Below are 25,459 nucleotides of genomic sequence, written 5' to 3'. Positions count from 1 at the left end.
GGCGCTGCCATCCCCCTCACTGACGCCCGGAGCGCCATGCTCGATCACCTGCGCCGCATTGTCGTCGAAGGCCCCGTCGGATCGGGCAAGACCTCGCTGGCGCAGCGCCTGGCGCGCACGCTGCAGGCGCAGGAGCTGCCCGACCACGCCCGCCGCAGCCCGTTCCTCGAGCCGTTCTACCGCGACCCCGCGCGCCACGCGCTGGCGCTGCAGCTGTGGTGCCTGACCCAGCGCGCGGTGCAGCTGCAGCAGTGGCAGGCCGGCGTTGCCTCGGGCCAGCGCATGGTCAGCAACTTCCTGATCGCCAGGGATCGCCTGCATGCCGCGCTGACCCTGTCCGCGGACGAACTGGCGCTGTACGACGCCATCGCCGCGCGGCTGGCGCTGCCGCCGCAGCGCGCCGACCTGGTGATCGTGCTGCAGGCGACACCATCGCTCTTGCGCGAGCGCATCGTGCGCCGCGGCGAGCCGGGCGAGGCCGGCATCGACGAACACTACCTGCAGCGCCTGGCCGGCGCCTATGGCGAACTGTTCCACCGCTACGACGACGCCCCGGTGCTGGTGGTCGACACCGCCCACTTCAATCCGGTGGACAATGACGACGATTTCCGTACACTACTGTCGCGCATCGAAAACATGCGCGGCCGCAAGGCCTTTCTCAATCTCGCCGCGCCCTGACAGGCCCGCTCGCCTGCCAGACACAACACAATAACGACGGCTGTCGTTGCCGTGCGGGCAGCCCTCCCGGCACCGGCAAGGCCGTCCTACACGGGCACTGCCATGAGCTACCTCCTCGATCCCTCCCGCAAGACCATCACCATTCCCAAACTGCAGGCGATGCGTGACGCCGGCGAGAAAATCGCCATGCTGACCGCGTACGACTCCAGCTTCGCCGCGCTGCTCGACTACTGCGGCGTCGAGATGATCCTGGTGGGCGACTCGCTGGGCAATGTGATGCAGGGCCAGCAGACCACGCTGCCGGTCACGCTGGAACAGATGGCCTACCACACCGAATGCGCCGCGCGCGGCAACCAGACCGCGCTGCTGCTGACCGACCTGCCGTTTGGCACCTATCCGACCCCGGAAGCCGCGTTTGCCAGCGCCGTCACGCTGATGAAGGCGGGCGCGCAGATGGTCAAGCTCGAAGGCGGCGACTGGCTGGCGCCGATCGTCAAGTTCCTGGTCGAGCGCAGCATCCCGGTGTGCGCGCATATCGGCCTGACGCCGCAGTCGGTGCACGCGCTGGGCGGCTTCAGGGTGCAGGGCAAGACCGATGCGGGCGCGGCCCAGCTCAGGCGCGACGCGCTGGCGCTGCAGGCCGCCGGCGCCCAGGTGGTGCTGATGGAGGCGGTGCCGGCGGCGCTGGCCGGCGAGATCACGCAATCGCTGGCGGTGCCCACCATCGGCATCGGCGCCGGCGCCGACTGCACGGGCCAGGTGCTGGTTCTGCAGGACATGCTCAATATCTACCCCGGCCGCAAGGCCAAGTTCGTGCGCAACTTCATGGACGGCCAGCCCTCGATCGAGGCCGCGGTGCGCGCCTACGTGGCGGCCGTCAAGGACGGCAGCTTCCCCGCCGCCGAGCACACCTTCTCCGCCTGACGCGGTGGAGATCGGCAGCGCCACCGCCGAAGCCTTCCGCCTGCTGGCCAGCGGCGACGCCGGCCTGTGGTTCATCGTCTGGACCTCGCTGGTGGTGGCGGTGCTGGGGCTGGCGATCGCCACCGTGCCGGCCATCGCCGCGGCCTGGCTGATCGCCACGCGGCAGTTCCCGGGCCGGCGCGCGCTGGTGGTGGTGGCGCAGGCTTTCCTGTCGTTCCCGACCGTGCTGGTCGGGCTGATCCTCTACCTGCTGCTGACGCGCCAGGGTCCGCTGGGCAGCCTGCACCTGCTGTTTACCCCGGCCGGCATGGTGCTGGGACAGGCGGTGATCGGCTTCCCGGTGGTGCTGGCGTTTGCGCTGTCGACGCTGCAGGGTGCCGACGTGCGCCTGCGCGAAACCGCCTGGGTGCTGGGCGCCGGCCGCTGGCGCACCTTCGTCACGGTGCTGCGCGAACTGCGCTTCGGGCTGATGGCGGCGGTGGTCGCCGGCTTTGGACGGGTCATTGCCGAAGTGGGCTCGGCGCTGATGATCGGCGGCAATATCGAAGGCTCGACCCGCACCATCACCACGGCGATCGCGCTGGAAACCAGCAAGGGCGAATTCGCGCAGGGCATTGCGCTGGGCCTGGTGCTGGTGGCGCTGGCGCTGCTGGTCAATATCGGCATGGCCTGGCTGCAGGGGGCCGGAGGCTTTCGCCGATGACACCGACCGTTGCCGCCGACCACGGCCCGCTGCTGATCGTGCGCGGGCTGGCGCGCAGCATCGGCCTGCGCAAGCTGTTTGCCATCGACACGCTGGTGATCCCGCGCGCCACCGCGATCGTCATGACCGGCATGAACGGCGCCGGCAAGACCACGCTGCTGCGCATGCTGGCCGGGCTGGAGCCCGCGCCCGGCGCGGTCGCGCACTGGACCGATGCGCACGGCCACGCCCACAGCGCGGCGCTGACGCCGTTGCCGCCGGCGCTGCGCCGGCGCATTGCCTACCTGCACCAGCATCCCTACCTGTTCCGCACGTCGGTGCGCGAGAACATCGCCTACGGCCTGCGCGCGCGCGGCCTGCCGCGCCATCAGATCGACCTTCGCGTGGGCGAGGCGCTGGGCTGGGCCGGGGTCTCGCACCTGCAGGACACCGCGCCCGAATACCTGTCCGGCGGCGAGATCCAGCGCGTCGCGCTGGCGCGCGCCAAGGTGCTCGAGCCGGAGTTGCTGCTGCTCGACGAACCCACCTCCAGCCTCGACGGCCATGCGCGCGAGCAGGTGATCGCGCTGGTCGGCGACCTCGCCGCCGAAGGCCGCACCGTGGTGATGATCTGCCACGACCGCGAGCTGATCAACCTGCCGGGCGTGGTGCGCTGGAAACTGGGCGACGGCGTGCTCGACACCCACCACCCGTAGCCAACGCGCTAGGCCGCCAACTTCGCCGGCATCACACCGCGCAAGGCGTTGACCAGCACGATGGCCTCGGCGCGCGCCAGCATCGCGCGTGTGACCACGGCTTCTTCGACCGGCTCGCCCGGCGCGCCCAGCGCCGCGCCGCCCGTCTCCAGCACCACCGCCCGCATCACGCCCGGCAGGATGTCGGCCGACAGCGGCGGCGTCAGCCAGCGGCCATCGACGCGCACGAACACCGAGCTGCGCCCGCCCTCGAGCAGTTCGCCGCGCGTGTTGAAGAACAGCCGGTCGAAGCCGCCGGCACGCTCGGCGGCCTGCCAGCCGGCATCGAAGGCCGCGCGCGCACTGGTCTTGTGGCGGCGCAGCGGGTCGGCAAGTGGCAGCGGGTCCGGGGCGAGGTCGACACCGACCGGCCCCGCCGGCAACGGCGCCAGCGCGCCGCTGGCAAACGCCAGCGTGCCGGACTTGTCCACGCTCAGGCGCAGGCGCCAGCTGCCGGCGCCCAGTTGTACCGCCTGCGCGGCCACCGCGTCGCGCGCGGCGTCGGCGTCGAAGGCGAAGCCGAATGCCCGCGCCGACGCCCCGATGCGCGCGAGGTGCCGTGCCAGGTGCGGGCACGCGCCGTCTTGCACGCGGACGGTCTCGAACAGTGTGAAGCCGGGATCGTGCCGGGTCAGGAAGCGCGCCTTCCAGCCGCATTCGGCGAATTCCTCCGCGGCCACGCTGTCATGGACGATGCCGCCGCCCACGCCCATCTCGCCGGCGCGCAGTGCGCTCGCCGCGGGCGGCGCGAGCACCAGCGTGCGGATCGCCACCGACAGCGCGAACGGTCCGGCCATGGCCGCGCCGGAAGGCGCCTCGATCCAGCCGATCGCGCCGGTGTAGAGCCCGCGCGGCGCGCGCTCGAGCTCGGTGATGATCTGCATGGTGCGGCGCTTGGGCGCGCCGGTAATCGAGCCGCACGGGAACAGCGCCGCCATCAGCGCGCCGAAGCCGGCGCCGGGCCGCGCCGTCGCCGTCACGGTCGAGGTCATCTGCAGCACCGCGCCGAACGGGTGCACCGCGAAACGCTCCGGCACCGCCACGCTGCCCGGCTGCGCGATGCGGCCCAGGTCGTTGCGCAGCAGGTCGACGATCATCACGTTTTCGGCCCGGTTCTTGGCGTCGGCGGCCAGCGCGGCGGCGGCCTGCGCATCGCGCGCGGCATCGCCGGCGCGCGGTGCGGTGCCCTTCATCGGCCGCGTCAGCAGATGGCCCTGGCCGTCGTGGCGCACGAACAGCTCGGGCGACAGCGACAGCACCATGGCGTCGTCCGGCAGCCGCGCCAGCACGCCATAAGGCACCGGCTGCGCGGCCCGCAGCGCCGCGTACAGCGCCACCGGATCGCCGAAGGCATTGCAGCGCAGGCGCTGGGTGTAGTTGACCTGGTAGGTGTCGCCCGCTTCGATCCATTGGTGGATGCGCGCGATGGCGTCGCCGAAGGCAGCGCGCGAGGTATCGGAAGCGATATCCATCAGGCCCGCAGGCCGTGGCTGCGCATGGGCTTGCAGCCACGCCGCCACCGCCTCGGCATCGAGCCGTTGCAGCGCGCGGAACCACAGCACGCGCAGCGCGCCGTCGTGGAACGGCATGGCGTTGCCGGTATGCACCGGCGCATCGACCAGCGCACCACCGAATTCGTAGGGCGCGAACAGGGTGGCGTGCCAGCCCTGGCGCCAGCCTTCGGCCAGCATGGCGTCGAGCCGGGCGATGTCGCTGCCGGAGGGCAGCAGATCTGCGTGGACGAAGCCGGTGTAGAGCCGGGATGCGGGTTGCCCGGCGGTTGCGGTGGCGTCGTCGAGCAGGACGAAGGCGTCATCGCCGCCCGCTTGCGTGCTTCCCTCTCCCGCTTGCGGGAGAGGGGCTGGGGGAAAGGGGGGGCGCTGGGTGCTTGCTACCACGGGAAATCGTCAGGAAAAACAGGATTGCCGGCGTACCGGCAGGGCGCAGGCATGCATTATCGCGCGGCGCAAGGATGGTGGCGATGGATACGCCGGCCCTCTCCCCCGGCCCCTCTCCCGCAGGCGGGAGAGGCGAGCAAACCCGTGGTGCGCCGGCGTCATGCGCCAAAAACAAAACCGGCCACGCTTGCACGTGGCCGGTTCCATTCCGCCAAGCCGGATCAGCTGAAGAAGCTCTTCACCTTGTCCAGCCAGGAGGTTTCCTGCGGGCTGTGGCGCGAGCCGCCCTCGTGCACCGAGCGGTCGAACTGGCGCAGCATTTCCTTCTGCGCCTCGGTCAGCTTGACCGGCGTCTCCACGTTCACATGCACGTAGAGGTCGCCCGGGTAGCCCGAGCGCACGCCCTTGATACCCTTGCCGCGCAGCCGGAAGGTCTTGCCGGACTGGGTGGCCTCGGGCACCGGGAAGGTGGCCTTGCCGCTCAGCGTCGGCACTTCCAGGTCGCCGCCCAGCGCCGCGGTGGCGAACGAGATCGGCATCTGGCAGTGCAGGTCGTCGCCGTCGCGCTCGAACACCGCGTGCGGCTTGATGTGGACTTCCACATACAGGTCGCCCGGGGGGCCGCCGTTGATGCCCGGCTCGCCGTTGCCGGACGATCGGATCCGCATGCCTTCGTCGATGCCGGCCGGGATCTTCACTTCCAGCGTCTTCTGCGACTTCAGCTTGCCCTGGCCGTGGCACTTGGTGCAGGGCTTGGGGATGAACTTGCCGCTGCCGTGGCACTTCGGGCAGGTCTGCTGCATGGTGAAGAAGCCCTGCGACACGCGCACCTGGCCGGCGCCGTGGCAGGTCGGGCAGGTTTCCACGCTCGAGCCGGGCTCGGCGCCGTTGCCGTGGCAGTGGTCGCAGTCGTCCCAGTGCGGCACGCGGATCTGTGCCTCGTGGCCGTGCGCGGCCTGCTCCAGCGAGATCTCCATGCTGTAGCGCAGGTCGGCGCCGCGGTAGGCCTGCGGGCCGCCGCCGCCACGGCGACCGCCGCCCTGGCCGAAGATGTCGCCGAAGATATCGCCGAAGGCCTCGGCGAAGCCGCCGTAGCCCTGCGCGCCGCCGAAACCGCCCGCCATGTTCGGGTCCACGCCGGCATGGCCGTACTGGTCATACGCGGCCTTCTTCTCCGGGTCGGAAAGCATCTCGTAGGCCTCCTTGGCCTCCTTGAATTTTTCCTCGGATTCCTTGCTGTCCGGATTGCGGTCCGGGTGGTATTTCATCGCGAGCTTGCGATAAGCCTTCTTGACTTCGTCTTCGCTCGCGTTCTTGCCTACCCCGAGCACTTCGTAATAGTCACGTTTTGCCATGGTGGCTCATTACCTCATTGGCCGGCGGGTGCAAGCGGCACGGGCCGGCGAATAGCAAAAAAGCCGAGCGCGGCATCCGACGGCGGTTTCCCGCAGGTCTGATGGCCGTCGCCCGGCGTCGGGACGGGTGCGGCGCCGGCCAGTGCCTGCACCGCCGCCCGCGTATCCCGATTACTTCTTGTCGTTGACTTCCTTGAATTCGGCGTCCACAACGTTGTCGTCCTGCGGTTGGGCCTGCTGCTGGCCGCCGGCAGCACCCGCGGCACCGGCCGCGGCGCCTTCGCCGGCCTTGGCCTGCATGTCGGCGTAGACCTTCTCGCCCAGCTTCTGGCTGACTTCGGACAGCGCGTTGACCTTGGCGTCGATCTCGGTCTTGTCGCCGCCGCGTGCGGCGTCTTCCAGTGCCTTGATCGCGGCTTCGATCTTTTCCTTCTCGCCCGCGTCGAGCTTGTCGCCGTACTCGGTCAGCGCCTTCTTGGTCGAGTGGATCAGCGCGTCGGCCTGGTTGCGGGCATCAGCCAGCTCGCGGGCCTTCTTGTCTTCCTCGGCGTTGGCCTCGGCGTCCTTGACCATGCGCTGGATCTCGTCTTCCGACAGGCCCGAGTTGGCCTTGATGGTGATCCGGTTTTCCTTGCCGCTGGCCTTGTCCTTGGCGCCCACGTGCAGGATGCCGTTGGCGTCGATGTCGAACGAGACCTCGATCTGCGGCGTGCCGCGCGGTGCCGGCGGAATGCCCTCGAGGTTGAACTCGCCCAGCAGCTTGTTGCCGGTGGCCATCTCGCGCTCGCCCTGGTACACCTTGATGGTCACGGCCGGCTGGTTGTCGTCGGCGGTCGAGAACACCTGCGCATGCTTGGTCGGGATGGTGGTGTTCTTGGTGATCATCTTGGTCATCACGCCGCCCAGGGTCTCGATACCCAGCGACAGCGGCGTCACGTCCAGCAGCAGCACGTCCTTGCGGTCGCCCGACAGCACCGAGCCCTGGATCGCGGCACCGACGGCCACGGCTTCGTCCGGGTTCACGTCCTTGCGCGCTTCCTTGCCGAAGAACTCCTTGACCTGCTCCTGCACCTTGGGCATCCGGGTCATGCCGCCGACCAGGATCACGTCGTCGATGTCGCTGACCTTGACGCCCGCATCCTTGATCGCGGTGCGGCACGGCTCGATGGTGCGGGTGATCAGCTCCTCGACCAGCGATTCCAGCTTGGCGCGGGTCATCTTCAGGTTCAGGTGCTTCGGACCCGAGGCATCGGCCGTGATGTACGGCAGGTTGATCTCGGTCTGCTGCGAGCTCGACAGCTCGATCTTGGCCTTTTCGGCGGCTTCCTTCAGGCGCTGCAGCGCGAGCACGTCCTTGGACAGGTCGACGCCCTGGTCCTTCTTGAACTCGGCGATGATGTAGTCGATGATGCGCTGGTCGAAGTCTTCGCCGCCCAGGAAGGTGTCGCCGTTGGTCGACAGCACTTCGAACTGCTTCTCGCCGTCCACGTCCGCGATCTCGATGATCGAGATGTCGAAGGTGCCGCCGCCGAGGTCATACACGGCGATCTTGCGGTCGCCCTTCTCGTTCTTGTCCAGGCCGAAAGCCAGCGCGGCCGCGGTCGGCTCGTTGATGATGCGCTTGACGTCCAGGCCGGCGATGCGGCCGGCGTCCTTGGTCGCCTGGCGCTGCGAGTCGTTGAAGTAGGCCGGCACGGTGATCACGGCTTCGGTCACCGGCTCGCCGAGGTAGTCCTCGGCGGTCTTCTTCATCTTGCGCAGCACTTCGGCCGAGACCTGCGGCGGCGCCAGCTTCTGGTCGCGCACCGACACCCAGGCGTCGCCGTTGTCGGCCTTGACGATGGCGTACGGCATCAGGCCGATGTCCTTCTGGACTTCCTTCTCTTCGAACTTGCGGCCGATCAGGCGCTTGACCGCGTACAGCGTGTTACGCGGGTTGGTCACGGCCTGGCGCTTGGCGGGCGCGCCGACCAGGATCTCGCCGTCTTCCATGTAGGCGATGATCGACGGGGTGGTGCGGGCCCCCTCGGAATTCTCGATGACCTTGGGCGAGTTGCCTTCCAGGATCGCGACGCAGCTGTTGGTGGTACCGAGGTCGATACCGATGATCTTACCCATTATTCTCTCCTCTTGAGCCAGCGCTATCCGCGCCGCTGCAATTCAACCTGAGGCCGAAATGTGGCCGCCCGGGGGCTTTTCAAGGGCAGAACCGGCAAATCCGAGTAATTTTCTCGGTTTCTGCCCTCATTCAACGGCAGCCGCTGCCGCGGCTTGAGCCCGCGGCGCCGACAGGCCGCGTTATGTGGCCCCTGGATTACTTCTCGGCAGCGTCACGATCGCGCTGCCACAGCACGTCCGAGCCGCCGCCGACCCGGTTCAGCACCCGCGCCAGCACGAACATCAGGTCCGAGAGCCGGTTCAGGTACTGGCGCGGCGCCTCGTTCAGCGCCTCGGCCGCGCCCAGCGCCACCAGCGCGCGCTCCGCGCGCCGGCACACGGTGCGGCACACATGGGCCTGCGCCGCGGCGCGGCTGCCGCCGGGCAGGATGAACTCGGCCAGGCGCGGCAGGTTGGCGTTGTAGTCGGCCAGCCAGGTGTCGAGCCGGGCCACCTGCGCGGGCTTCAGCAGCGTGTAGCCCGGGATGGACAGCTCGCCGCCCAGGTCGAACAGGTCATGCTGGATATGCAGCAGCGCGGCGCGCACGTCGGCGGGCAGCGCTTCGGTCAGCAGCACGCCGACGTGGCAGTTCAGTTCATCGACGTCGCCGATGGCGGCGATGCGCAGGCTGTCCTTGCCGGTGCGGCTGCCGTCGCCCAGGCCGGTGGTGCCGGCGTCGCCGGTGCGGGTGGCGATCTTCGACAGGCGGTTGCCCATGCCGGTCTCCTTGTCAGCGGTTTGTCATTGGGAAATGGCGCATTATCGCGCCGGAGCCGGTGACTTCGCCATGCGCGCCGCAACCGCCGCAGCCGCCATCGACCCGCATGCCCATTGCGCTTGTGCGGCTATCGGCCGCGCGCTCGCCGCGGGAAGGTGTACCAGCCGCCGCGCGGCGTAGAATGCAGTTATTCATCCATTCGATAACCGGGTCGCGCCCCAGCCTGCCGCCGGCACCCTCGGCGGCCTCGCAGTCCATGAGGCCGCACCGACCCGCCGGAGACCCCGCATGAACCACCCCACGCCGTCCGCCTCCCTCGCCCGCCGTCCGCTGCCGCCCGCCATGGCGGACGCCCTCGCGGCGCGCTTCGGCGAGCGCTTCACCACTTCCGCCGGCGTGCGCGAGCACCACGGCCGCGACGAGTCGCCGTTCCCGCCGGCGCTGCCGGATGCGGTGGTGTTTGCCCACAGCACCGAGGAAGTGGCCGAGGTGGCGCGCCTGTGCAACCAGCATGGCGTGCCGCTGATTGCGTATGGCGCGGGCTCGTCGCTGGAAGGCCACCTGCTGGCGGTAGCCGGCGGCATCAGCCTGGACCTGTCGCAGATGAACCGGGTGCTGGCGGTACAGCCCGAGGACCTGACCGTGACGGTGCAGCCCGGCGTCACGCGCAAGCAACTGAACCAGGAGATCAAGGACACCGGCCTGTTCTTCCCGATCGACCCGGGCGCCGACGCGTCGCTGGGCGGCATGTGCGCCACGCGCGCGTCGGGGACCAACGCGGTGCGCTACGGCACCATGCGCGAGAACGTGCTGGCGCTGACGGTGGTGACCGCCGACGGCCGCGTGATCCGCACCGGCACGCAGGCGCGCAAGTCGTCGGCGGGCTATGACCTGACCCGGCTCTTCATCGGCAGCGAAGGTACGCTCGGCCTCATCACAGAGGTCACGGTGCGGCTGTACCCGCAGCCCGAGGCGATCTCCGCCGCGGTATGCGCCTTCCCCAGCATGGGCAGCGCGGTGCAGGCGGTGATCCAGACCATCCAGCTGGGCGTGCCGGTGGCGCGCGTGGAATTCGTCGATGCGCTGGCGATCCGCGCCATCAACCGCCACGACAACCTGACGCTGCCCGAGACCCCGCACCTGTTCTTCGAGTTCCACGGCACCGAGGCCGGCGTGCGCGAGCAGGCCGAGACCGTGCAGCAGATCACCGCCGAATGCGGCGGCCAGGGCTTCGAGTGGGCCACGCGCCCGGAAGACCGCAGCCGGCTGTGGAATGCGCGCCATACCGCGTACTTTGCGATGCTGCAGCTCAAGCCGGGCTGCAAGTCGGTCACCACCGACGTGTGCGTGCCGATCTCGCGCCTGGCCGACTGCGTCACCGAGACCGAGAAGGACCTGAACGCCTCGGCGCTGCCTTGCCCCATCGTCGGCCACGTCGGCGACGGCAACTTCCACGTGGCGATCCTGGTCGACCCCGACAAGCCCGAGGAAATGGCCGAGGCCGAGGCCATCAACCAGCGCATCGTCGAGCGCGCGCTGGCGATGGGCGGCACCTGCACCGGCGAGCACGGCGTGGGCCTGCACAAGCAGCGCTTCCTGGTGGCTGAGCACGGCGAGGACGCGCTCGACCTGATGCGCGCGATCAAGGATGCGCTCGACCCCAACCACATCCTCAACCCCGGCAAGATCTTCAGCGCCGCGCGCGCCGGCGCGCAGTAAGGCGCCCGACCCGCACACGCACGGATGGCCTCCATGTTCAACCGCGTGCCGCCACTGCACCTGCTGATCGCCTTCGAGGCGGCGGCGCGCCTGGGCAGCTTTGCGCGCGCGGCCGAGGAGCTGTCGGTGACGCCCAGCGCGGTCTCGCACCGCATCAAGAACCTCGAGGAGCTGTGGGGCGAAGACCTGTTCGTGCGCGCCAATGCCGCGCTGCGGCTGACCGCCGCCGGCACGCGCTACCTGCGCAACGTGCAGGACGCGCTCAAGTCGCTCAACGAGCTGGCCCGGCCCGAGTACAACAAGATGCGCACGCGGCTGCGCGTGGCGATCCCGCCCACCTTCGGACGCCAGCACCTGGTGCCGCGGCTGCCGGAGTTCGGCGCGCTCTATCCGCATATCGACCTCGAGCTGCACCTGGCGATCCCGTTCCTCGACGTCAAGGCCGAGGACACCGATGTCGAGATCCGCTACGGCACCGGCCGCTACCCCGACCTGAAGACCACAAAACTGCTGGTGGAGCCGGTGTTCCCGGCGTGCGGGCGCGAGTACTACGAGCGCGTCAACGGCCGCGCCATCACCCGGCCCGAGCACCTGCACGGGCTGGTGCTGCTGCGCAGCCCGCTGGAGCCGTGGAAGCCGTGGTTCGAGACCGCCGGGCTGGACTGGCCCGAGCCCCAGACCGGCCCGCAGTTCAACGACATTGGCCTGATGCTTGAGGCGATCGCCTCGAACCAGGGCGTGGCGCTGGTGCGCCAGCGCATGGCGCGGCACTGGCTGTCGCTGGGCCAGATGGTGCGGCTGCTCGATGTGGAATCGGTATCGCCGCACGGCTACTACATCGTCGAGCGTGAGCAGGCGCCGCTCAAGCCCGAGGCGCGCTATTTCGTCGACTGGCTGCTGAGCCTGGACTGGTAGGAGACTGCGGCCGATGGAAATCCGCCTGCTGACCCCCGACGATGCCGCAGCCTTCCACGCGCTGCGCCTGCAGGGACTCGCCGAAGCTCCGGAGGCCTTCGCCGCCAGCCTCGAAGAAGAACAGGACCTGGCGCCGGAGGCGGTGGCGCAACGCCTTGCGCCGAGCGCGGACAAGGCCATCTTCGGCGCCTTCGAGGCCGGCCCCGGCGGCATCGCGCTGGCCGGCATGGTGGGGGTGATGCGCGAGCCGCGGCGCAAGCACTGGCACAAGGCCTCGATCTTCGGCATGTATGTGGCGCCGGACTGGCGCGCGCGCAAGCTCGGCCGGGCGCTGATGCTGCGCGCGCTGCAGCAGGCCGCCGCCATGCCGGGGGTGCGCCAGGTCACGTTGTGCGTCAATGCCGGCAGCGCGGGCGCGGTGCGCTTGTACGAATCGCTCGGCTTCGAGCGCTTCGGGCTGGAGCCCGATGCGTTGTACGTCGCGCCGCACTTCCACGACAAGCTCGACATGGTGCTGCGGCTGCCGGCCGCCCCGGCGCAGCCGGACCTCTGACACGCAGCGCGGCCGGATCTCTGGACCCTGCCCCGCCTTACCGCTGGCCGGCCGCCGGTGCTACGCTGAAACCGGCGCCCGTGCCCGCCCGGCATGATGAGCATTTTTGATCGGCCCGGCATGCCGAATTCACGTCCGCCGTGGTGCCCGCGCCAGGTGGCCTGCGCTATAGTCAGCCGTCCCCCCGCGGCCGGCACTGCACCGCCGCGGCCGGCAGGCCGGCAAGCGAATGCCACAGGCCGCCGTCCAGGAGGACCCCACAGGAGTCGCTCATGAATGCCCCGCACGAAGCCCAAACCCTCGCCGCCGCCGGCGATGCCCCGGCCCAGGCCACGGCCGACGGCCGCCGCGACGCACTGCTGGCCGGCCTGGCGCAGATCCTGCCCGACGCCGCGGTGCTGTGGAAGCCGGAAGACACCGTGCCCTATGAGTGCGACGGCCTGGCTGCATACCGCCAGGTGCCGATGGCGGTGGCGCTGCCCGACACCGAGGAGCAGGTCTGCGCCATCTTGCGGCTGTGCCACCAGCTGGGCGTGCCGGTGGTGCCGCGCGGCGCCGGCACCAGCCTGTCTGGCGGCGCCATGCCGATCGCCGAGGGCCTGGTGCTGTCGCTGGCGAAGTTCAAGCGCATCCTGTCGGTCGATCCGTATGCGCGCACCGCGGTGGTCCAGCCGGGCGTGCGCAACCTGGCGATCTCGGACGCCGCCGCGCCGCACAACCTGTACTACGCGCCCGACCCGTCGTCGCAGATCGCCTGCACCATCGGCGGCAATGTCAGCGAGAACTCGGGCGGCGTGCACTGCCTGAAGTACGGCCTGACCGTGCACAACGTGCTGCGCGTGCGCGCGGTGACGATGTCGGGCGAGGTGGTGGTGTTCGGCTCCGAGGCGCCCGATGCGCCCGGGCTGGACCTGCTGGCCGTGCTGATCGGCTCCGAGGGCATGCTGGCGGTGGTCACCGAGGTCACCGTGCGCCTGATCCCCAAGCCGCAGCTGGCGCAGGTGATCATGGCTTGCTTCGACGATGTCGAGAAAGGCGGCAACGCGGTCGCCGACGTGATCGCCGCGGGCATCATCCCGGCCGGGCTGGAGATGATGGACAAGCCCGCCACCGCCGCGGTCGAGCAATTCGTGCATGCGGGCTATGACCTCGATGCCGCCGCGATCCTGCTGTGCGAGTCCGACGGCACGCCCGAGGAAGTCGCCGAGGAGATCGAGCGCATGAGCGCGGTGCTGACCGCATCCGGCTGCACCCGCATCGTGGTCTCGCAGAACGAGGCCGAGCGGCTGCGCTTCTGGAGCGGCCGCAAGAACGCCTTCCCCGCGGCAGGGCGGATCTCGCCGGACTATTACTGCATGGACGGCACCATCCCGCGCAAGCACATTGGCACGCTGCTCAAGCGCATCGAGGCCATGGAAGCGAAGTATGGCCTGCGCTGCATCAACGTGTTCCATGCCGGCGACGGCAACATGCACCCGCTGGTGCTGTTCGACGGCGGCGACCAGGACGAATGGCACCGCGCCGAGCTGTTCGGCGCCGACATCCTTGAAACCTGCGTCGAGCTGGGCGGCACCGTCACCGGCGAGCACGGCGTCGGCGTGGAAAAGCTCAACTCCATGTGCGTGCAGTTTTCGACCGCGGAGCGCGACGCCTTCTTCGGCGTCAAGGCCGCCTTCGACCCGGCGCGGCTGCTCAACCCCGACAAGGCCATCCCGACGCTGGCGCGCTGTGCCGAATACGGCAAGATGCACGTGAAGAAGGGCCTGCTGCCGCATCCCGAGTTGCCGCGCTTCTGAGCCCAGCCATGCGAGACGATCCCCGCCGGCGCCAGCACCAGGAAGCCGTGGTGCGCCAGCGCCTGGGCCAGCCCGAGGCCGGCTGGCGCCAGCGCTGGTACACCATCATCTTCGAGGCCGATACCCGCGCAGGCCGCCTGTTCGATATCGCGCTGCTGATCGTCATCGTCACCAGCGTGATGATCGTGATGCTCGACAGCCTGCCGGCGCTGAGCCCGCGCCTGGGCCGTGCCTTCACGGCACTGGAATGGATGTTCACGCTGCTGTTCACGGCCGAGTACGCCATGCGCCTGCTGGTGGTGCGGCGGCCATGGCGTTATGCGCTGAGCTTCTACGGCATCATCGATTTCATCTCGATCATGCCGACCTGGCTGGCGTTCTTCGTGCCCGAACTGCATTTCCTGATCGACGTGCGCCTGCTGCGGCTGCTGCGCGTGTTCCGGATCCTGAAGCTGACCGTGTACTTCGAGGAAGCCGAGATCCTGTACCGCGCGCTGGTCAACAGCCGGCGCAAGATCTTCGTGTTCCTGGCCGCGGTGTTCATCATCACCGTGATCCTCGGCACCGTGATGTACGTGGTCGAGGGCCCGGAGCACGGCTTCCACAGCATCCCGGTCAGCATGTACTGGGCCGTGGTGACGCTGACCACCACCGGCTTCGGCGACATGGTGCCGAAGACGCCGCTGGGGCAGTTCATCACCTCGCTGACGATCCTGCTGGGCTACGGCATCATCGCCTTTCCCACCGGCATCGTCGGCGCCGAGCTGGCCGCCAGCATCATGAAGCGGCCGCTGACCACGCGCACCTGCACCCATTGCCTGGCCGAGGGGCACGAGCCCGACGCGCAGTATTGCAAGCACTGCGGCAGCCCGCTGCCGGGTTATCAGAACGACCGGCCTGAAGTCCCGGGCGGCCGCGACGGCTCGACCTGACCCCGGGCCTTGCCACAACCCTCCCCATCTCGCACGACTATGCAAGCCACCCTCGACGCCTTCCGCGACGCCGTCAGGCAAGCCACCGAGACCCGCACCGCGCTGCGGCTGCGCGGCGGCGGCAGCAAGGACTTCTACGGCCAGCCGCCGCAAGGCCAGCTGCTGGACACGCGCGCCCACACCGGCATCGTCGACTACGATCCGGCCGAACTGGTGATCACCGCGCGCTGCGGCACGCCGCTGGCCGAGATTGAAGCCGTGCTGGCGGAAAAGCGCCAGATCCTGGCATTCGAGCCGCCCCACTTCGCGCTGCCGGGCCAGGCCAGCGTGGCGACGCTGGGGGGTGCCGTCGCCGCCGGGTTGTCGGGCCCGCGCCGGCAGTCGGTGGGCGCGCTGCGCGACTTCGTGCTGGGCGCCCAACTGATGGACGGCCGCGGCGAGGTCATGGACTTCGGCGGCCAGGTGATGAAGAACGTGGCTGGCTACGACGTGTCGAGGCTGCTGGCGGGCTCGCTCGGCACGCTCGGGCTGATCCTGCAGGTCTCGCTCAAGGTGCTGCCGGCGCCGTTCGACGAGGCCACGCTGCGCTTCGAGATGGCGCAGGCCGAAGCCATCCGCCAGCTGAACCAGTGGGGCGGGCAGCCGCTGCCGCTGGCGTCTTCGGTGTGGCAGGCGGGCGTGCTGCACGTGCGCCTGTCCGGCGCCAGCGCCGCGGTGCGTGCAGCCTGCGCTCGGCTCGGCGGCGAGCGCCTGGACCCGGCACCCGCCGCCGCGCTGTGGCAAGCGCTGCGCGAGCAGACCCACCCGTTCTTCGCCCCGGCGCACGCCGGCCGCGCGCTGTGGCGGCTGGCGGTGCCCCCCGTGGCCGCCCCGCTGGCGCTGCCGGGCGAGCAGCTGGTCGAATGGGGCGGCGGCCAGCGCTGGTGGCTGCCCGAGGAGGGCTCGGCCAAGGCCGACGCCGAAAGCGTGCGCGCGGTGGCGCAGGCCGCCGGCGGCCATGCCACGCTGTTTCGCCACGGCGACAAGTCGATGGGCGTGTTCACGCCGCTGGCGTCGCCGCTGGCCGCGATCCATCGCCGCCTGAAGGAGACCTTCGACCCCGCCGGCATCTTCAATCCGCAGCGCATGTACCCCGGGCTCTGAGCCCGCGGGACCTGACATCCAGGCACTACTTCCCCATATCATGCAAACGACCCTGGCCGATTTTCTCCGCGACACGCCCGAAGGCGAGGAAGCCAAATCCATCGTCGGCAAGTGCGTGCATTGCGGCTTCTGCACCGCCACCTGCCCCACCTACCAGCTGCTCGGCGATGAACTGGACGGGCCGCGCGGGCGCATCTACCTGATGAAGCAGGTGCTCGAAGGTCATGCCATCACCGAAAGCACGCGCCTGCACCTGGACCGCTGCCTGACCTGCCGCAACTGCGAATCGACCTGCCCGTCGGGCGTGCGCTACGGCCGCCTGGTCGACATCGGCCGCCAGCTGGTCGACGACAGGCTCGAGGCCGAAGGCGTGCGGCGCCCCGCCAGCCAGCGCATCGCGCGCTGGGTGCTGCGCGAGGGGCTGACGCGGCCGGCGCTGTTCGGCACGGCGCTGCGCCTGGGCCAGATGGTGCGCCCGCTGCTGCCGGGCACGCTGCGCGCCAAGGTGCCGCCGCTGTCGGCCAGCGCCGCGCCCGGCGCGTGGCCGCGCAACACGCATGCGCGCAGGATGCTGTTGCTCGACGGTTGCGTGCAGCCGGCCATGTCGCCCAACATCAATGCCGCCACCGCGCGCGTGTTCGACCGTGTCGGCGTACAACTGGTGGTGGCGCGCGAAGCCGGCTGCTGCGGCGCGATCCGCTTCCACACCGGCGACCACGATGGCGGCCTCGACAATATGCGCCGCAATATCGACGCCTGGTGGCCGCATGTCGAAGCCGGCGCCGAAGCCATCGTGATGACCGCATCGGGCTGCGGCGCGATGGTCAAGGACTACGGCCACCTGCTGCGCAACGATCCCGCCTATGCCGAGCGCGCGCACCGCATCTCGGCGCTGACGCGCGACCTGTCCGAGATCCTGCCGGACTTTGCCGACGACCTGCATGCCGCCGCCGGCGCGGTGCCGCGCGACGGTCGGCGCGTGGCCTACCACCCGCCGTGCACGCTGCAGCACGGCCAGCAGATCCGCGGCAAGGTCGAAGCGCTCTTGACCGGCCTCGGCGTGGAAGTCAAACTCTGCGCTGACAGCCACCTGTGCTGCGGCTCGGCGGGCACTTACTCGGTGCTGCAGCCTGAACTGTCCCGGCGCCTGCGCGACGACAAGCTCGCCAAGCTGCAGGCGACGCAGCCCGAAGCCATCGTCTCGGCCAATATCGGCTGCATCTCGCACCTGCAGGGCGGCACCGATACGCCGGTCATGCACTGGATCGAACTGGTCGATCGCATGCTGGGATAAGCGCGCCCCTGCCGGAGCAAGGCCCCGTGGTTGTCTCCCCTCTCCCGCTTGCGGGAGAGGGGCGAAAATGCACAACCAAGACGCCCCATGCTCCAGACCTTTGCCATCCTGTTGGTGTTCCAGTCCGTCGGCGAGGTGATCAGCTACGCGCTGACCCTGCCCGTGCCCGGCCCCGTGCTCGGCATGATCCTGCTGTTCGGCTGGCTCGTCTTCGACGACCGGCTGCTGCCCGTGATCCAGGGCACCACCACCGAGCTGCTCAAGCACCTGTCGCTGCTGTTCGTGCCCGCCGGTGTCGGCATCATGGTCCACGCCAACCGCATCGAGGGCGAATGGATGCCGATCCTGGTCGCGCTGGTGGTGTCCACGTGGCTGGCCATTGCCACCGCCGCCGTGGTCACGCGCATGCTGATGCGCAGGCGTTCCGGCACCCCCGACGCGCCGCCCGCCGACGCCAAGGGGGAACGGGCATGATGACGCCGCGCCTGAACGAGATCTGGGTCTACCTGGCTGCCAGCCCGCTGGTGGGGCTGACCGCGACGCTGCTGGCCTATGTGTTCGCCTTCCGCATCTACGAGAAATCGCGCTTCTCGCCGCTGGCCAATCCCGTGATGATCGCGGTGGCGCTGCTGGTCACGGTGCTGACCGTCACCGGCACGCCCTACAAGACCTACTTCGACGGCGCCCAGTTCGTGCACTTCCTGCTGGGACCGGCGACGGTGGCGCTGGCGGTGCCGCTGTACCTGCAGCTGCCCAAGCTGCGCACCCATGTGTTCCCGCTGCTGGCGGGACTGGTGGCCGGCTCGGTGGTGGCGGTGGTGGCGGCGGTGGGCATCGCCTGGCTGCTCGGCGCCTCGCCCGAAACGGTGCGCTCGCTCGCGCCCAAGTCGGTGACGATCCCGATCGCCATGGGCGTGGCCGAGAAGATCGGCGGGCTGCCGTCGCTGACCGCGGTGCTGGTGATGGGCACCGGCATCATCGGCGCGGTCAGCGCGACCATGCTGCTGAACCTGCTGCGTATCCGCGACTACAGCGTGCGCGGCTTTGCCACCGGCGTGGCGGCGCACGGCATCGGCACCGCGCGCGCGTTCCAGGTCAACCAGGAGGCCGGCGCCTTTGCCGCGCTCGGCATGGGCCTGAACGGCGTGCTGACCGCGATCCTGGTGCCGGTGCTGGCGGCGTGGATGCCGCATTGAGGTCTCGCCCTGACGTCGCGCCCCGACATCCCGCCCTGACATCCTCCTGACAGCACGCTGTCAGCAGCCCCCGCGCATGATGCGAGCTCTTCACTCCCTTACTTATGGAACCCAGGAGCCCATCATGAGCCAACGTCTGATCAACTGGCTGGAAATCCCCGTCGTCGACATGCCCCGCGCCATCGGCTTCTACGAGCAGGTCTTCGATATCCGGCTGCGCCGCGAAACCATGAGCCAGGTCGACATGGCGGTGTTCCCGCACCCCGATCCCGGCGGCGCGCTGGTCGCCGGCGAGGGCTACCGGCCCAGCAACTACTACGGCACGGTGCCGTACCTGCACGCGCCGGAACTCGACGCGCTGCTGGAACGCGTCGCGCGTGCCGGCGGCAAGACCGTGTTCGGGCCGCTGCGCCTGCCGGGCGAGATCGGCCGCATCGCGCATATCACCGACAGCGAGGGCAACCGCATCGGCCTGCATGAACCGGTGGCCGGGTGAGCGCCATGGATCACGCTGACCGATGAGCCGCCGCGCCGACCGCCTGTTCCAGATCGTGCAGGTGCTGCGCGGTCGCCGCCTGACCACGGCGGCGCTGCTGGCGCAGCGGCTCGGGGTCTCGGAACGCACCGTCTACCGTGATATCCAGGCGCTGTCGCTGTCGGGCGTGCCGGTCGAGGGCGAGGCCGGCATCGGCTACCGGCTGCGCGCCGACTTCGACGTCCCGCCGCTGATGTTCACCGCCATGGAAGTGGAGGCGCTGGTCGCCGGCCTGCGGCTGCTGAAGGCCTGGGGTGGCGGCGCGCTCGCCGCCGCGGCCGAACCGGCGCTGGAGAAGCTGATGGCCGCGCTGCCGCCGCCGCGCCGGCTGGCGGCGCAGCAGAGCCGCGTGTTCGCGCCGGAGTACGTCAACCAGGCGCATGTGCGCGAGGCCTTCGACGTGGTGCACGGCGCGCTGGGCGCGCACAAGCTGCTGCAGCTGGACTACTGCGACGTGCAGCAGCGCATCACCGAACGCGTGGTGATGCCGCTGGGGCTGTTCTTCTGGGGTAATGCCTGGCTGCTGGCAACGTGGTGCACCACGCGCGAGGACTACCGCAGCTTCCGGCTCGACCGCTGCCGCGCCATCCGCATGCTCGACGACCAGTTCCACGAGACCCCGGACCGCTCGCTCAACGGTTTTCTGCGCGCGGTGCGCGCCGGCGGCAGCTGAGGCTCAGGCGGCGGGGTCGGACAGCAGCCGCTCGATATCGGCGCGCAGCTCTTCCGGCTTGGTGGTCGGCGCATAGCGCTTGAACACGGTACCGTCGCGGCGCAGCAGGAATTTGGTGAAATTCCACTTGATGCCCTGGGTACCGAGCACGCCACGCTTTTCGGTGGTCAGCCACCGGTACAGCGAATGGGCGTTGGGGCCGTTGACGTCGATCTTGGCGAACATCGGGAAGCGCACCGCGAAACGCGTCTCGCAGAACTGGCCGATCTGCTGCGCATCGCCCGGCTCCTGCTTGCCGAACTGGTTGCACGGAAAGCCCAGCACCTCGAGGCCGCGCCCATGGTATTCGTCATAGAGCTTCTGCAGGCCCTCGTACTGCGGGGTGAAACCGCATTCGCTGGCGGTATTGACCACCAGCATCACCTTGCCCTGGAACTGCGACAGCGGCACCGGCTGGCCGGCGAGCGAGCTGGCTTCGAACTGGTAGACATTGCTCATGGCAAACTCCTGTAGATAGCCAAGCATACCGCCACGCGCAGCAATGCGCAGCCCTCAGATGACGTTGAGATGCTCGGTGCCGGCACCCAGGTCCGAGTCCCTGGCGTGGGTGCTGTGCAGCTTGATCATCAGGCGCAGGTCGTTGAGCGAGTCGGCGTTGCGCAGTGCGTCCTCGTAGGTGATCTTGCCCTGCTCGTACAGGTCGAACAGCGCCTGGTCGAACGAGATCATGCCCTGCTCGCGCGACTTCTTGATGACTTCCTTGAGCTCGTGGATCTCGCCCTTGAAGATCAGGTCGGCCACCAGCGGCGTACCGATCATGATCTCCACCGCCGGCACCCGGCCCTTGCGGCCCGCGCGCGGCAGCAGGCGCTGCGAGATCATCGCCTTCAGGTTCAGCGACAGGTCGATCAGCAGCTGCTGGCGCTTTTCCTCGGGGAAGAAGTTGACCACGCGGTCGATCGCCTGGTTGGCGTTGTTGGCGTGCAGCGTGGCCAGGCACAGGTGGCCGGTCTCGGCGTACTGCATCGCGTACTCCATGGTCTCGCGGTCGCGGATCTCGCCGATCAGGATCACGTCGGGGGCCTGGCGCAGCGTGTTCTTCAGCGCCACGTGCCAGGACTCGGTATCGATGCCGACCTCGCGCTGCGTGACGATGCAGTTCTGGTGCGCATGCACGTACTCGATCGGATCCTCGATGGTGATGATGTGGCCGTAGGAGTGCGCGTTGCGGTGGTCCAGCATCGCCGCCAGCGTGGTCGACTTGCCCGAGCCGGTGGCGCCGGTGACGATCACCAGGCCGCGCTTGGCCATCACCACGTCATGCAGCGTCTGCGGCAGGTCCAGGTCGGCCACCGACGGGATGCGCGTATTGATGGTGCGCACCACCATGCCGGCCTTGCCCTGCTGGATAAACGCCGAGACGCGGAAGCGCCCGGCCTTGGGCGCGCTGATCGCGAAGTTGCATTCGCGGCTGGTGTCGAAATCCTGCACCTGGCGCTCGTTCATCACCGAGCGCACCAACCCCAGTGCCTGGGTCGGGTTCAGCGGCTGCTGCGACACCGGCGTGATCTTGCCGTCGACCTTGATCGCCGGCGGGAAGTCGGCGGTGATGAACAGGTCCGAGCCGCGGTTGCTGACCATCAGCTCGAGCAGGTCGTTGATGTACTTGGCGGCGGATTCGCGGTCGAGCATGGCGGTGTCCTGCTGGAGGAAGCGCGAAGGCGGGCCTCAGCCCATGAACGCGTCCGGGTTCTTGGCAATCGCGCGCGCATCGTTGTAGCTGATGACGCTGCGCTTGATCAGGTCCGACAGGCACTGGTCCAGCGTCTGCATGCCCAGCCCGCTGCTGGTCTGCATCATCGAATACATCTGCGCGATCTTGTTTTCGCGGATCAGGTGGCGGATCGCGGGCGTGGCGATCATGATCTCGTGCGCAGCGGTGCGGCCGTTGCCGTCGCGGGTCTTCAGCAGCGTTTGCGAGATCACCGCCTCCAGCGATTCCGACAGCATGGTGCGCACCATGTCCTTCTCCTCGGGCGGGAACACGTCGACCACGCGGTCGATGGTCTTGGCCGCCGAGCTGGTGTGCAGCGTGCCGAAGACCAGGTGGCCGGTCTCGGCCGCGGTCAGCGCCAGGCGGATGGTCTCCAGGTCGCGCAGTTCGCCCACCAGGATCACGTCGGGGTCTTCGCGCAGCGCCGAGCGCAGCGCGTTGGCAAACGAATGCGTATGCGGCCCCAGCTCGCGCTGGTTGATCAGGCTCTTCTTGGAGCTGTGCACGAATTCGATCGGGTCCTCCACCGTGAGGATGTGGCCCATGTCGTTTTCATTGCGATGGTCGACCATCGCCGCCAGCGTGGTCGACTTGCCCGAGCCGGTCGGGCCCGTCACCAGCACCAGCCCGCGCGGCTTCATGCACAGGTCGGCAAACACCGCCGGTGCGCGCAGCTCTTCCAGCGTCAGCACCTTGGACGGAATGGTACGGAACACCGCGGCGGCGCCGCGCTGGGTGTTATAGGCATTGACGCGGAAGCGCGATAGGCCGGCGATCTCGAACGAGAAATCGATTTCGAGGCGTTCCTCGTAGGCCTTGCGCTGGGTGTCGCTCATGATGTCGTACACCATGGCGTGGACATCCTTGTGCGTCATCGAGGCGACGTTGATGCGGCGCATGTCGCCGTGGATCCGCAACATGGGGGGCATGTCCGCGGACAGATGAAGATCGGACGCCTTGTTCTTGACGGCGAAAGCCAATAGCTGCGCGATGTCCATCTATAATGACCCCACCCTGATTTGTTATCGGTACTTGACGTACCTTTTATATATGTTCGCCGGATTATGTCTGTGATTGCCGCCAACTTGCAAGCCGTACGCCAGGGCATTGCGGCGGCAGCACAACAGGCCGGCAGGCAACCCGCGGACGTCGCCCTGCTGGCCGTTTCCAAGACCGTTTCCCCCGACCGCATAAGGGCCGCATACGCCGCCGGACAGCGCGAATTCGGCGAGAACTACGTCCAGGAAGGTATCGACAAGATCGCCGCGCTGGCCGACCTGCGCGGCCACCTGCAATGGCATTTCATCGGCCCGCTGCAAAGCAACAAGACGCGCCCGGTGGCGGAACATTTCGACTGGGTGCACTCCATCGAGCGGCTCAGGATCGCCGAGCGGCTGTCGGCCCAGCGTCCTGCCGGCATGGCGCCGTTGCAGGTCTGCATCCAGGTCAATATCAGCGGCGAAGCCAGCAAGAGCGGCGTCGCCCCGGCCGAGGTGCCCGCGCTGGCGCATGCGGTCGCGGCCTTGCCCAACCTGCGGCTGCGCGGGTTGATGGCAATCCCCGAACCCGCGTACGACCCCGCCGCGCAACGGCGCCCGTTCGCCGCCATGCGCGCCATGCTGCAGGCGCTGCGCGCCGACGGCTTGCAGCTCGACACGCTGTCGATGGGCATGTCGGGCGACATGGAGGCCGCCATCGCCGAGGGCGCCACCCTGGTGCGGATCGGCACCGCCATCTTCGGCGCGCGCGGCTGACGTCCGCGCCCCGACCGGAATCTTTCAGACCCCAGAGACCTTCATGCTCGACACCCTCACCTTCGGCTTTCTTGGCGGCGGCAACATGGCTTCCGCACTGATCGGCGGCCTGATCGCGCGCGGCGTGCCCGCCGGCGCGATCCGCGTGGTCGACCCGTTCCCGGAAGCGCAGCAGCGCCTGGCGCGCGACCTCGGCGTGCATGCGGCCGGAGCGCCGGACGCGGCCTTCGGCGCCAGCGATGTGCTGGTGCTGGCGGTCAAGCCGCAGCAGTTCCGCGACGCCGCGGCGCAGCTGCTGCCGCACCTGCCGGCCGATGGCCCGGGCAACCTGGTGATCAGCGTGGCCGCCGGCATCCGGCTGCAGGACATGCAGCGCTGGCTCGGCGGGCGCAACCGCGTGGTGCGCGCGATGCCGAATACGCCGGCGCTGTCGGGCATGGGCATGACGGGGCTGGCCGCACCCGCCGGACTGTCGGCCGGGGACCGCGCCATCGCCAGCGCGGTGGCCGAGGCCGTCGGCAAGTGCGTGTGGGTCGATGGCGATGACCAGATCGACGCCGTCACCGCGATTTCCGGCAGCGGTCCGGCCTATGTGTTCTATTTCATCGAGGCCATGCAGCGCGCCGCCACCGAACTGGGACTGAGCGCCGAACAGGGACGCGAGCTCGCGGTGGAAACCTTCCGCGGCGCGGCCACGCTGGCGGGGCAATCGCCCGAGCCGGTGGCAACGCTGCGCGAGCGCGTGACCTCGAAGGGGGGCACCACCTATGCCGCGCTGACCGCGATGGAGGCCTCCGGCATCGCCGATGCCTTCGTGCAGGCGATGCACGCGGCCGCGGCGCGCGGCAAGGAGATGGGGGCGGAGTTCGGGAAGGATTGAAGCGCGGCAAGACCCGGTTGCCCTGAACCGGCTGCCGCCCGTCGCGAAAGCTCCCTCTCCCGCGCAGTGGGAGAGGGGTGGGTGAGGGCCGGAGTCTCAACGAAGTCTGGCCGTCGGTATGCCAGCGCCAGCCCTCACCCCCTGCCCCACTCCCGCAATCGGGAGAGGGGCGCAAACCGGCACGGATCCATCACCGCACCGCATACGCCAGCGCCGTCCCCGCAAACATGCAAGCCCCCAGCCAGTTGTTGTGCCGGAACGCCGCGAAGCACCGCATCCGGTCGCGCTCGCGGATCAGCGTGTAGTGGTAGCCGGCACAGCCGACCGCGGCAACCAGCCCCACCCAGTACGGCCAGCCCAGGCCGCGCAGCACGCCCGCCCACGCCATCAGCGCAAAGAACGCGGCATAGCACAGCATGATCGCCGCCACATCGAAGCGCCCGAAAGTGATGGCCGAAGTCTTCATGCCGATCAGCAGGTCGTCGTCGCGATCGACCATGGCATAGGCGGTGTCATATGCCACCGCCCAGAACACATTGGCGAGCAGCATCAGCCATGCCACCGGCGGCACCTGGTCCTGGATCGCGGCGAAGGCCATCGGGATGCCGAAGCCGAACGCGATTCCCAGGTAGGCCTGCGGAATCGCAAAGAAGCGCTTGAAGAATGGGTACGTGCCCGCCACCACCGCCGCCACCACCGCCAGCCATTTGGTCAGCGCATTCAGCGGCAGCACCAGCATGAACGCCACCAGCGCCAGCACGGCGGCCACCGCCAGCGCTTCCCACGCGGCAATCTTGCCGGCGGTCAGCGGCCGTTCCCGGGTGCGCTTGACGTGCTTGTCGAAGTCGCGGTCGGCCCAGTCGTTGATGGCGCAGCCGGCCGAGCGCATCAGGAAGGTGCCGGCGACGAAGATCCAGAACAGGCCCCAGCGCGGCGGCCCGTCCGCCGCCATCCACATGGCCCACAGCGTCGGCCACAGCAGCAGCAGCGTGCCGATGGGCTTGTCGATGCGCACCAGGCGCGCGTAGAGGGCAAGGCGTTCAAGCATGGGGGTCGGGGGCAACGGCGAGAGGGTCTGCACGGCGTGGATCCGGGGCGGGCGATTCAATGAAAACGCGCCGCAGCCC

At 69.1% G+C, this 25,459-nt stretch carries 25 protein-coding genes; 17 read left to right on the top strand and 8 right to left on the bottom strand.

The window, feature by feature from the left end:
* Positions 1 to 36 precede the first annotated feature (36 nt).
* The 4 genes from A3AG_RS0124545 (at position 37) to A3AG_RS0124530 (ending at position 3,000) form a co-directional block, all read left to right on the top strand.
* On the top strand, positions 37 to 678 hold the full coding sequence (locus A3AG_RS0124545; RefSeq protein ID WP_018007952.1) for a deoxynucleoside kinase: 642 nt from the start codon (positions 37 to 39) through the stop codon (positions 676 to 678).
* Between the two features lie 102 nt (positions 679 to 780).
* Positions 781 to 1,602, top strand: coding sequence for a 3-methyl-2-oxobutanoate hydroxymethyltransferase (panB, locus tag A3AG_RS0124540; RefSeq protein ID WP_026164447.1), 822 nt, complete (start codon positions 781 to 783; stop codon positions 1,600 to 1,602).
* Between the two features lie 4 nt (positions 1,603 to 1,606).
* Entirely contained in the window at positions 1,607 to 2,305 is a 699-nt protein-coding gene (locus tag A3AG_RS0124535; protein ID WP_018007950.1) for an ABC transporter permease, read from the top strand.
* Positions 2,302 to 3,000 carry an ATP-binding cassette domain-containing protein gene (locus A3AG_RS0124530; RefSeq protein WP_018007949.1) on the top strand — a complete coding sequence of 233 codons (699 nt, stop codon included), beginning with the start codon at positions 2,302 to 2,304 and terminating at the stop codon, positions 2,998 to 3,000. Before A3AG_RS0124535 ends, A3AG_RS0124530 begins: the two co-directional genes overlap by 4 nt.
* Positions 3,001 to 3,008: 8 nt before the next feature.
* On the opposite strand, the gene pabB is transcribed toward A3AG_RS0124530, so the two are convergent.
* The 4 genes from pabB to A3AG_RS0124510 all read right to left on the bottom strand — a co-directional run bounded on the left by pabB (position 3,009) and on the right by A3AG_RS0124510 (position 9,167).
* Entirely contained in the window at positions 3,009 to 4,937 is a 1,929-nt protein-coding gene (gene pabB / locus A3AG_RS0124525; protein ID WP_018007948.1) for an aminodeoxychorismate synthase component I, read from the bottom strand.
* A 221-nt stretch (positions 4,938 to 5,158) separates the two neighbouring features.
* On the bottom strand, positions 5,159 to 6,292 hold the full coding sequence (gene dnaJ, locus A3AG_RS0124520; protein WP_018007947.1) for a molecular chaperone DnaJ: 1,134 nt from the start codon (positions 6,290 to 6,292) through the stop codon (positions 5,159 to 5,161).
* A 171-nt stretch (positions 6,293 to 6,463) separates the two neighbouring features.
* Positions 6,464 to 8,410: a molecular chaperone DnaK gene (dnaK, locus tag A3AG_RS0124515; protein WP_018007946.1), complete on the bottom strand. Its 1,947-nt coding sequence runs from the start codon at positions 8,408 to 8,410 to the stop codon at positions 6,464 to 6,466.
* A 196-nt stretch (positions 8,411 to 8,606) separates the two neighbouring features.
* Entirely contained in the window at positions 8,607 to 9,167 is a 561-nt protein-coding gene (locus A3AG_RS0124510; RefSeq protein ID WP_018007945.1) for a cob(I)yrinic acid a,c-diamide adenosyltransferase, read from the bottom strand.
* Between the two features lie 289 nt (positions 9,168 to 9,456).
* On the opposite strand from A3AG_RS0124510, the gene A3AG_RS0124505 reads away from it, so the two are divergent.
* From A3AG_RS0124505 to A3AG_RS0124455, 11 genes are all read left to right on the top strand, one after another.
* On the top strand, positions 9,457 to 10,887 hold the full coding sequence (locus A3AG_RS0124505) for an FAD-binding oxidoreductase (RefSeq protein WP_018007944.1): 1,431 nt from the start codon (positions 9,457 to 9,459) through the stop codon (positions 10,885 to 10,887).
* 24 nt (positions 10,888 to 10,911) lie between these two features.
* Positions 10,912 to 11,802, top strand: a complete 891-nt coding sequence (locus A3AG_RS0124500; protein WP_018007943.1) for a LysR substrate-binding domain-containing protein — start codon at positions 10,912 to 10,914, stop codon at positions 11,800 to 11,802.
* Positions 11,803 to 11,815: 13 nt separating this feature from the next.
* The gene (locus tag A3AG_RS0124495) at positions 11,816 to 12,355 is read left to right on the top strand and encodes a GNAT family N-acetyltransferase (RefSeq protein WP_018007942.1); all 540 of its coding nucleotides are present in this window, start codon (positions 11,816 to 11,818) and stop codon (positions 12,353 to 12,355) included.
* Positions 12,356 to 12,627: 272 nt separating this feature from the next.
* Positions 12,628 to 14,151 (top strand): FAD-linked oxidase C-terminal domain-containing protein, encoded by a 1,524-nt coding sequence (locus tag A3AG_RS0124490; RefSeq protein ID WP_018007941.1) that lies wholly within the window; start codon positions 12,628 to 12,630, stop codon positions 14,149 to 14,151.
* A gap of 8 nt (positions 14,152 to 14,159) precedes the next feature.
* Positions 14,160 to 15,083 carry an ion transporter gene (locus A3AG_RS0124485; protein ID WP_018007940.1) on the top strand — a complete coding sequence of 308 codons (924 nt, stop codon included), beginning with the start codon at positions 14,160 to 14,162 and terminating at the stop codon, positions 15,081 to 15,083.
* 39 nt (positions 15,084 to 15,122) lie between these two features.
* Positions 15,123 to 16,226, top strand: a complete 1,104-nt coding sequence (gene glcE, locus A3AG_RS0124480) for a glycolate oxidase subunit GlcE (protein WP_018007939.1) — start codon at positions 15,123 to 15,125, stop codon at positions 16,224 to 16,226.
* 40 nt (positions 16,227 to 16,266) lie between these two features.
* The gene (glcF, locus tag A3AG_RS0124475) at positions 16,267 to 17,520 is read left to right on the top strand and encodes a glycolate oxidase subunit GlcF (protein ID WP_018007938.1); all 1,254 of its coding nucleotides are present in this window, start codon (positions 16,267 to 16,269) and stop codon (positions 17,518 to 17,520) included.
* Positions 17,521 to 17,607: 87 nt separating this feature from the next.
* Complete coding sequence (locus A3AG_RS0124470; RefSeq protein WP_018007937.1) at positions 17,608 to 17,994, top strand: CidA/LrgA family protein; 387 nt, start codon at positions 17,608 to 17,610, stop codon at positions 17,992 to 17,994.
* Positions 17,991 to 18,716: an LrgB family protein gene (locus tag A3AG_RS0124465; protein WP_018007936.1), complete on the top strand. Its 726-nt coding sequence runs from the start codon at positions 17,991 to 17,993 to the stop codon at positions 18,714 to 18,716. Before A3AG_RS0124470 ends, A3AG_RS0124465 begins: the two co-directional genes overlap by 4 nt.
* 124 nt (positions 18,717 to 18,840) lie before the next feature.
* Positions 18,841 to 19,212, top strand: a complete 372-nt coding sequence (locus A3AG_RS0124460) for a VOC family protein (protein ID WP_181955792.1) — start codon at positions 18,841 to 18,843, stop codon at positions 19,210 to 19,212.
* Positions 19,213 to 19,234: 22 nt separating this feature from the next.
* Positions 19,235 to 19,924: a helix-turn-helix transcriptional regulator gene (locus tag A3AG_RS0124455; RefSeq protein WP_018007934.1), complete on the top strand. Its 690-nt coding sequence runs from the start codon at positions 19,235 to 19,237 to the stop codon at positions 19,922 to 19,924.
* A gap of 3 nt (positions 19,925 to 19,927) precedes the next feature.
* On the opposite strand, the gene A3AG_RS0124450 is transcribed toward A3AG_RS0124455, so the two are convergent.
* The 3 genes from A3AG_RS0124450 to A3AG_RS0124440 are packed head-to-tail and all read right to left on the bottom strand — an operon-like array spanning position 19,928 to position 22,696.
* Positions 19,928 to 20,422 carry a glutathione peroxidase gene (locus tag A3AG_RS0124450; RefSeq protein WP_026164446.1) on the bottom strand — a complete coding sequence of 165 codons (495 nt, stop codon included), beginning with the start codon at positions 20,420 to 20,422 and terminating at the stop codon, positions 19,928 to 19,930.
* A 54-nt stretch (positions 20,423 to 20,476) separates the two neighbouring features.
* Entirely contained in the window at positions 20,477 to 21,616 is a 1,140-nt protein-coding gene (locus tag A3AG_RS0124445; protein ID WP_018007932.1) for a PilT/PilU family type 4a pilus ATPase, read from the bottom strand.
* A gap of 36 nt (positions 21,617 to 21,652) precedes the next feature.
* Positions 21,653 to 22,696, bottom strand: coding sequence for a type IV pilus twitching motility protein PilT (locus A3AG_RS0124440; RefSeq protein ID WP_018007931.1), 1,044 nt, complete (start codon positions 22,694 to 22,696; stop codon positions 21,653 to 21,655).
* Between the two features lie 66 nt (positions 22,697 to 22,762).
* On the opposite strand from A3AG_RS0124440, the gene A3AG_RS0124435 reads away from it, so the two are divergent.
* Together A3AG_RS0124435 and proC are read left to right on the top strand one after the other, a co-directional pair.
* The gene (locus A3AG_RS0124435; RefSeq protein WP_026164445.1) at positions 22,763 to 23,452 is read left to right on the top strand and encodes a YggS family pyridoxal phosphate-dependent enzyme; all 690 of its coding nucleotides are present in this window, start codon (positions 22,763 to 22,765) and stop codon (positions 23,450 to 23,452) included.
* 43 nt (positions 23,453 to 23,495) lie between these two features.
* Positions 23,496 to 24,332, top strand: coding sequence for a pyrroline-5-carboxylate reductase (proC, locus tag A3AG_RS0124430; RefSeq protein ID WP_018007930.1), 837 nt, complete (start codon positions 23,496 to 23,498; stop codon positions 24,330 to 24,332).
* 190 nt (positions 24,333 to 24,522) lie between these two features.
* Here proC and ubiA read toward each other — a convergent pair whose 3' ends face one another.
* Positions 24,523 to 25,380 (bottom strand): 4-hydroxybenzoate octaprenyltransferase, encoded by an 858-nt coding sequence (ubiA, locus tag A3AG_RS0124425; RefSeq protein WP_026164444.1) that lies wholly within the window; start codon positions 25,378 to 25,380, stop codon positions 24,523 to 24,525.
* Between the last annotated feature and the right edge of the window lie 79 nt (positions 25,381 to 25,459).

Origin of the sequence: Cupriavidus neocaledonicus, from assembly GCF_000372525.1 — a bacterium.
GTDB classification, from domain to species: Bacteria; Pseudomonadota; Gammaproteobacteria; order Burkholderiales; family Burkholderiaceae; genus Cupriavidus; species Cupriavidus neocaledonicus.
The sequence above is the reverse complement of the archived record's forward strand: the minus strand, read 5'-3'. Positions and strand labels throughout refer to the sequence as shown.

Bases quoted from the DNA above. Each gene is read 5' to 3' on its own strand.
- A3AG_RS0124545 (WP_018007952.1), top strand. From the start codon at position 37: ATGCTCGATCACCTGCGCCGCATTGTCGTCGAAGGCCCCGTCGGATCG.
- panB (WP_026164447.1), top strand. From the start codon at position 781: ATGAGCTACCTCCTCGATCCCTCCCGCAAGACCATCACCATTCCCAAA.
- A3AG_RS0124530 (WP_018007949.1), top strand. From the start codon at position 2,302: ATGACACCGACCGTTGCCGCCGACCACGGCCCGCTGCTGATCGTGCGC.
- dnaJ (WP_018007947.1), bottom strand. From the start codon at position 6,292: ATGGCAAAACGTGACTATTACGAAGTGCTCGGGGTAGGCAAGAACGCG.
- dnaK (WP_018007946.1), bottom strand. From the start codon at position 8,410: ATGGGTAAGATCATCGGTATCGACCTCGGTACCACCAACAGCTGCGTC.
- A3AG_RS0124510 (WP_018007945.1), bottom strand. From the start codon at position 9,167: ATGGGCAACCGCCTGTCGAAGATCGCCACCCGCACCGGCGACGCCGGC.
- A3AG_RS0124505 (WP_018007944.1), top strand. From the start codon at position 9,457: ATGAACCACCCCACGCCGTCCGCCTCCCTCGCCCGCCGTCCGCTGCCG.
- A3AG_RS0124500 (WP_018007943.1), top strand. From the start codon at position 10,912: ATGGCCTCCATGTTCAACCGCGTGCCGCCACTGCACCTGCTGATCGCC.
- A3AG_RS0124495 (WP_018007942.1), top strand. From the start codon at position 11,816: ATGGAAATCCGCCTGCTGACCCCCGACGATGCCGCAGCCTTCCACGCG.
- A3AG_RS0124490 (WP_018007941.1), top strand. From the start codon at position 12,628: ATGAATGCCCCGCACGAAGCCCAAACCCTCGCCGCCGCCGGCGATGCC.
- A3AG_RS0124485 (WP_018007940.1), top strand. From the start codon at position 14,160: ATGCGAGACGATCCCCGCCGGCGCCAGCACCAGGAAGCCGTGGTGCGC.
- glcE (WP_018007939.1), top strand. From the start codon at position 15,123: ATGCAAGCCACCCTCGACGCCTTCCGCGACGCCGTCAGGCAAGCCACC.
- glcF (WP_018007938.1), top strand. From the start codon at position 16,267: ATGCAAACGACCCTGGCCGATTTTCTCCGCGACACGCCCGAAGGCGAG.
- A3AG_RS0124470 (WP_018007937.1), top strand. From the start codon at position 17,608: ATGCTCCAGACCTTTGCCATCCTGTTGGTGTTCCAGTCCGTCGGCGAG.
- A3AG_RS0124465 (WP_018007936.1), top strand. From the start codon at position 17,991: ATGATGACGCCGCGCCTGAACGAGATCTGGGTCTACCTGGCTGCCAGC.
- A3AG_RS0124460 (WP_181955792.1), top strand. From the start codon at position 18,841: ATGAGCCAACGTCTGATCAACTGGCTGGAAATCCCCGTCGTCGACATG.
- A3AG_RS0124455 (WP_018007934.1), top strand. From the start codon at position 19,235: ATGAGCCGCCGCGCCGACCGCCTGTTCCAGATCGTGCAGGTGCTGCGC.
- A3AG_RS0124450 (WP_026164446.1), bottom strand. From the start codon at position 20,422: ATGAGCAATGTCTACCAGTTCGAAGCCAGCTCGCTCGCCGGCCAGCCG.
- A3AG_RS0124445 (WP_018007932.1), bottom strand. From the start codon at position 21,616: ATGCTCGACCGCGAATCCGCCGCCAAGTACATCAACGACCTGCTCGAG.
- A3AG_RS0124440 (WP_018007931.1), bottom strand. From the start codon at position 22,696: ATGGACATCGCGCAGCTATTGGCTTTCGCCGTCAAGAACAAGGCGTCC.
- A3AG_RS0124435 (WP_026164445.1), top strand. From the start codon at position 22,763: ATGTCTGTGATTGCCGCCAACTTGCAAGCCGTACGCCAGGGCATTGCG.
- proC (WP_018007930.1), top strand. From the start codon at position 23,496: ATGCTCGACACCCTCACCTTCGGCTTTCTTGGCGGCGGCAACATGGCT.
- ubiA (WP_026164444.1), bottom strand. From the start codon at position 25,380: ATGCTTGAACGCCTTGCCCTCTACGCGCGCCTGGTGCGCATCGACAAG.